Raw genomic sequence first — 4257 nt, forward strand, 5'->3', positions numbered from 1 at the left:
GAATATTAAGTTACTTAGCTAAGTCATTCATCTTCTATCTTATTCGCTCAGAATATAAGCAAATTAAACGTTACCGCAAAATACACCAGTGTTACCCTAAGAAACACTCTTATTAAAACAGATCACACACTTTTTGTGTTCTCTTTCTCATTATTTGCGCCCAAGCGGGAAAGCAGCAATACAATTAAAGCTGAACCAATGGCACAAATCACTGCAAGCACTAGATAGGAAGACTCTTGCGTTAAGGCTACATACTTATCCGGAGAAATATTAGCCTCTAACAAAGGTACTAATTCACCATGACGGTTTTCGCGATAGCTTAAAACCTGCTTCCAAGGCCAAACCTTGTTCAAGGCACCAATCATAAAGCCTGTTAAAACAGCCAAAGTCAGTTTTCTATAACGTGAAAATGTCCAAACAAGTAGTTTGGCAATGGACAAAATACCAATACCACACCCCAGCACAAAGACACTTAATACGGCGAGATCAAAGTCCTTCACCGCCCCAAGAATATAAGCATAGGTGCCCAGAATCAGTAAGATAAAGCTTCCGGAGATACCTGGTAGCACCATAGCGCAAATCGCAAGCACACCCGATAGAAAGGCGTTAAAGAGTGTTTGATCAATACTCGCTGGAGACATTGAGGTTAAGCCCCAGGCAAATACGGCTCCCAATAGCATTGCGATAACCAAGCCAACGCTCCACTCCCTTACTTCACGACCCACTATGTATACAGACGCCAAGATGAGACCAAAAAAGCCGGCCCAAAGAGGAATAGGAAAGTTAGCCAGCAGAAAAGTAATCACCTTCGCCAAGGATATTGCGCTTGTCACAATGCCAACAAACAGAGTAAGAAGAAAACTGGCGTCTGCCTTTTCCCAGACTCCTTTTAAGCTTCTATTTTTTAATGCTAGTAACAAAGTAGGAAGAATTGAATTTAAGGCTTGTAGCAGGCGCTCATAAATACCCGTAATAAAAGCAATAGTGCCACCACTAACACCCGGCACAATATCAGCGGCACCCATCAACACTCCCTTTATAAAAACCCATCCATCTATTTTCACATCTACCTCTTTATGGTGCCGTTTTGTATCTTAAATTTATTAGCGAATCGTTCCTGGAAGAAAGGGTACGAACATCGCAGGCTCAATTATCTTTTGTTCATAACTTGAGCCTTTTCTTGTGACAATAGTTAAGCTTTGTTGAGCATCTCCCAAAGGCAAAATCATCCGCCCGCCCTCTTTTAACTGACGAACCAGCTCCAATGGAATTTCTGTGGGCGCCGCCGTCATAATCACTGCGTCATACAAACCACGCTCCGGCCAGCCTATCCCGCCATCGGCATGACGAGTACTGATATTATTCAAGCCTAGCAGCTTAAAGCGTTGAACCGCTTTTTCTAACAGAGGATTAATTCTCTCAACACTATAGACCTCACCCACCAACTGAGCCAAGACCGCCGCCTGATACCCAGAGCCGGTGCCAAGTTCAAGAACTCTACGCGGCGCCGTTTGCAGCAACAACTCAGTCATTCTCGCAACAATATAAGGTTGGGAAATAGTTTGGTTGTGCCCAATCGGTAAAGCTGTATCTTCATAAGCCCGATGAGATAGCGCCTCATCGAGGAATATATGCCGCGGCGTATCCAGCATGACTGCCAATACATCCTCGTTGGTAATCCCCTCATCCCTGAGCCGCTGAATGAGTCGCATCCGGGTACGGCGCGAGGTCATTCCTATTCCTTCGAGATCAAGTGTCTGACTCACGATATTCAATCCTCTAAACAATCTTTTACTTGTGATATCAGCTCATGACGAGTCATATCAACTTGAAGCGGCGTTACTGAAACATAACCGTTCTTTACCGCGTCAAAATCTGTACCTTCTCCGGCATCGTCTCCCTCGCCTGCAAGCGATATCCAATATCGCTGTCGACCTCGTGGGTCTGACACTTCCTCTGGGGGAAGCCCTTTTGCCCGATGCCCCAAACGCGTGACTTTAATTCCCTTAAGCTGCTCATAAGGCACATCCGGCACATTGACATTCAAAATGGTTCTTTCAGGCACTTCCAAATCTTTAGAGCGAACCAATAAATCGAGTACCACTTTTGCTGCAGTTTGATAATGAAACTGACCCTGGTTCACTAGGGAAACAGCGATAGCGGGCTGCTTTAAAAACCGCCCTTCAATCGCTGCAGCGACTGTCCCCGAATATAACACGTCATCGCCAAGGTTTTCATGAGAGTTAATACCTGAGACCACACGCTCAAAGTCAAGATCAAAAAGTGATGAGACCCCTAGGTGAACACTATCGGTCGGCGTACCATCAATACAGTAATGGCCATTTGCAGTTTCCATTACACGCAAAGGGCGACTCAAAGTCAGTGAACTGCTTGCGCCACTATGATCACGATCCGGTGCAACCACCTTCACCTCGAACTTGGAAGATAGAACCTCCGAGAGTACCTGTATACCTTCAGCATTAATACCGTCATCATTGGATATCAGTAAACTCATCGTGTGCTCCGCATGCCTTGATTACCCTCTCCCAAGCCTTGAGACAAGTTAAACACTTCGGCAAGCAATGAAGTAGCAAAGACTCCCGTAGGTAATTGAAACTCTAGTTCAAGCTCAGCCTCTCCCATTGACCAAGACATCGCCTCAGGGACAACAAGGTATGGCCTCCGCTCTAAACGCAATCGATTTTGATGTATTCCTTTTTTAAAGGCAGGGTGCGCCTCTAGAATTTCTTTCTCTGGCTCAGTCAGTTCGTTACTTCCTGGCGTTTCGTCTCCGTATAGTGGGCCGCTTAGATCAGCGCTCAAGTCATCCCCACTTTCTATCAAGCTTGCTAGATTCAAGTTGTATAAGTACGAACGAGCTGCCGATAAATAGAAAGAACGCTGGCTTTTAGATGCTTTAATCTTACCTTCAAAATATTGTACGCCACGATCCAGATTCGCACCGTCAAAGCCGAATCGTTGAGGACCGAAGTAATTTGGAAAACCTTTATCTCTGACTTGTAGCAAAAGAGCTTCCACATTAGCCATATTGTCAATATTTCTCACCACCAACCTAAAGAAGTTGGCACTATGCTCGCCGCGTCTTAACTTCTTATTATGCCGTTGATAACTGAGTACTTTTACGCCTTCACATTCAAATTCGTTCCAATTAGGCTCAGGCTTATTCCCTAAATAAACACTAAACCATTGCCGGGTAAGCGCCCAACGATCCTTTAAACCTGACAGCCCGACATCCACTTTTTTGACGTGGGAGAAACGCGCTAACTGACCCGCCACATACTCAGTATTCTGACCATTTTTTTCCAGCCATAACCAAACGTGCTCCCCCTCACCACTTAGCTCAGGATTCATGACCTCTTCAACAAAGAAGTCTTCTTCTTTTGTCTTAATGACACCGGCAGGCCGCGGTAAGTCAGCGATACATGGAAAAACCAGATTGAACTGTGATTCTGGTAATGACCTTACTTCACTCACACGCTTCTCCTTTCACTTTCGCAGCTAGGTTTAGGCACTAACAATACACTTGCCTGACAAGCAACTCCTTCCTCACGCCCTGCAAAACCAAGGCGCTCTGTAGTCGTTGCTTTAACACTCACCAGCTCAGGAGAAACCTGTAAGTCCTGAGCAATATTTTCCTGCATCTTTCCTATATGCGGCGCCATCTTAGGAGCTTGAGCAATAATAACGCTATCGATATTGGAAACTACAAAACCTTTTTCTGAAATCAAGTGGTTTACTGCAGACAACAGTTCTCGACTATTTGCCCCTTTCCACTTTTCATCAGTATCAGGAAAGCGCTTACCGATATCACCTAAGGCCAAAGCACCTAACATTGCATCCATAATCGCGTGAATCAGCACATCCCCGTCGGAATGCGCAATAAAAGATTTGTGATGGGGAATTTTGACGCCTCCCAGGATAATTTCTTCACCCTCGCAAAATGCGTGCACGTCATAACCGTTCCCGATTCTCGGAAAGCTATTCATTTTTTCACCTCGTCCCAGCTGCGTCCGCGCAGCCAAGGTATCTGCAGCCAAACGTAAATCGTGCGGCCGCGTAATTTTGATATTGTCATCTGAGCCTTCAACTAGGCAGGGCGCCCCACCCATATGCTCTATTGCTGACGACTCATCGGTCACCGTCAGCCCAAGCCGCTGACATTCACTTAGGGCATGGCGCAGCTCGGCAAAACGAAAGACTTGTGGTGTAAATGCTCGCCAAAGTTTGTCCCGATCC

The 4257-nt window shown here is 45.7% G+C and carries 5 protein-coding genes; all 5 read right to left on the minus strand.

The genetic code is table 11. The annotated features are described in order from the left end of the window. Positions 1-122: 122 nt before the first annotated feature. A complete protein-coding gene (locus tag A3757_RS18355; protein ID WP_231877391.1) occupies positions 123-1064 on the minus strand; it encodes a DUF368 domain-containing protein in 942 nt (313 codons plus the stop codon). A gap of 39 nt (positions 1065-1103) precedes the next feature. Next, positions 1104-1733, minus strand: a complete 630-nt coding sequence (locus A3757_RS18360) for a protein-L-isoaspartate(D-aspartate) O-methyltransferase (RefSeq protein ID WP_068514134.1) — start codon at positions 1731-1733, stop codon at positions 1104-1106. Between the two features lie 38 nt (positions 1734-1771). Further along, positions 1772-2515 carry a 5'/3'-nucleotidase SurE gene (surE, locus tag A3757_RS18365; RefSeq protein ID WP_068514132.1) on the minus strand — a complete coding sequence of 248 codons (744 nt, stop codon included), beginning with the start codon at positions 2513-2515 and terminating at the stop codon, positions 1772-1774. Further along, positions 2512-3495 (minus strand): tRNA pseudouridine(13) synthase TruD, encoded by a 984-nt coding sequence (truD, locus tag A3757_RS18370; protein WP_082865198.1) that lies wholly within the window; start codon positions 3493-3495, stop codon positions 2512-2514. The genes surE and truD overlap by 4 nt, the downstream gene beginning before the upstream one ends. After that, positions 3492-4257: 2-C-methyl-D-erythritol 2,4-cyclodiphosphate synthase (gene ispF / locus A3757_RS18375; protein ID WP_082872142.1), on the minus strand; the 766-nt coding region annotated here is incomplete at its 5' end. The genes truD and ispF, both read right to left, overlap by 4 nt.

The organism is Oleiphilus sp. HI0117, assembly GCF_001635235.1.

Excerpts from the sequence above, each read along its gene's own strand:
- surE (WP_068514132.1), bottom strand. The coding sequence starts at position 2,515 with ATGAGTTTACTGATATCCAATGATGACGGTATTAATGCTGAAGGTATA.
- A3757_RS18360 (WP_068514134.1), bottom strand. The coding sequence starts at position 1,733 with ATGACCTCGCGCCGTACCCGGATGCGACTCATTCAGCGGCTCAGGGAT.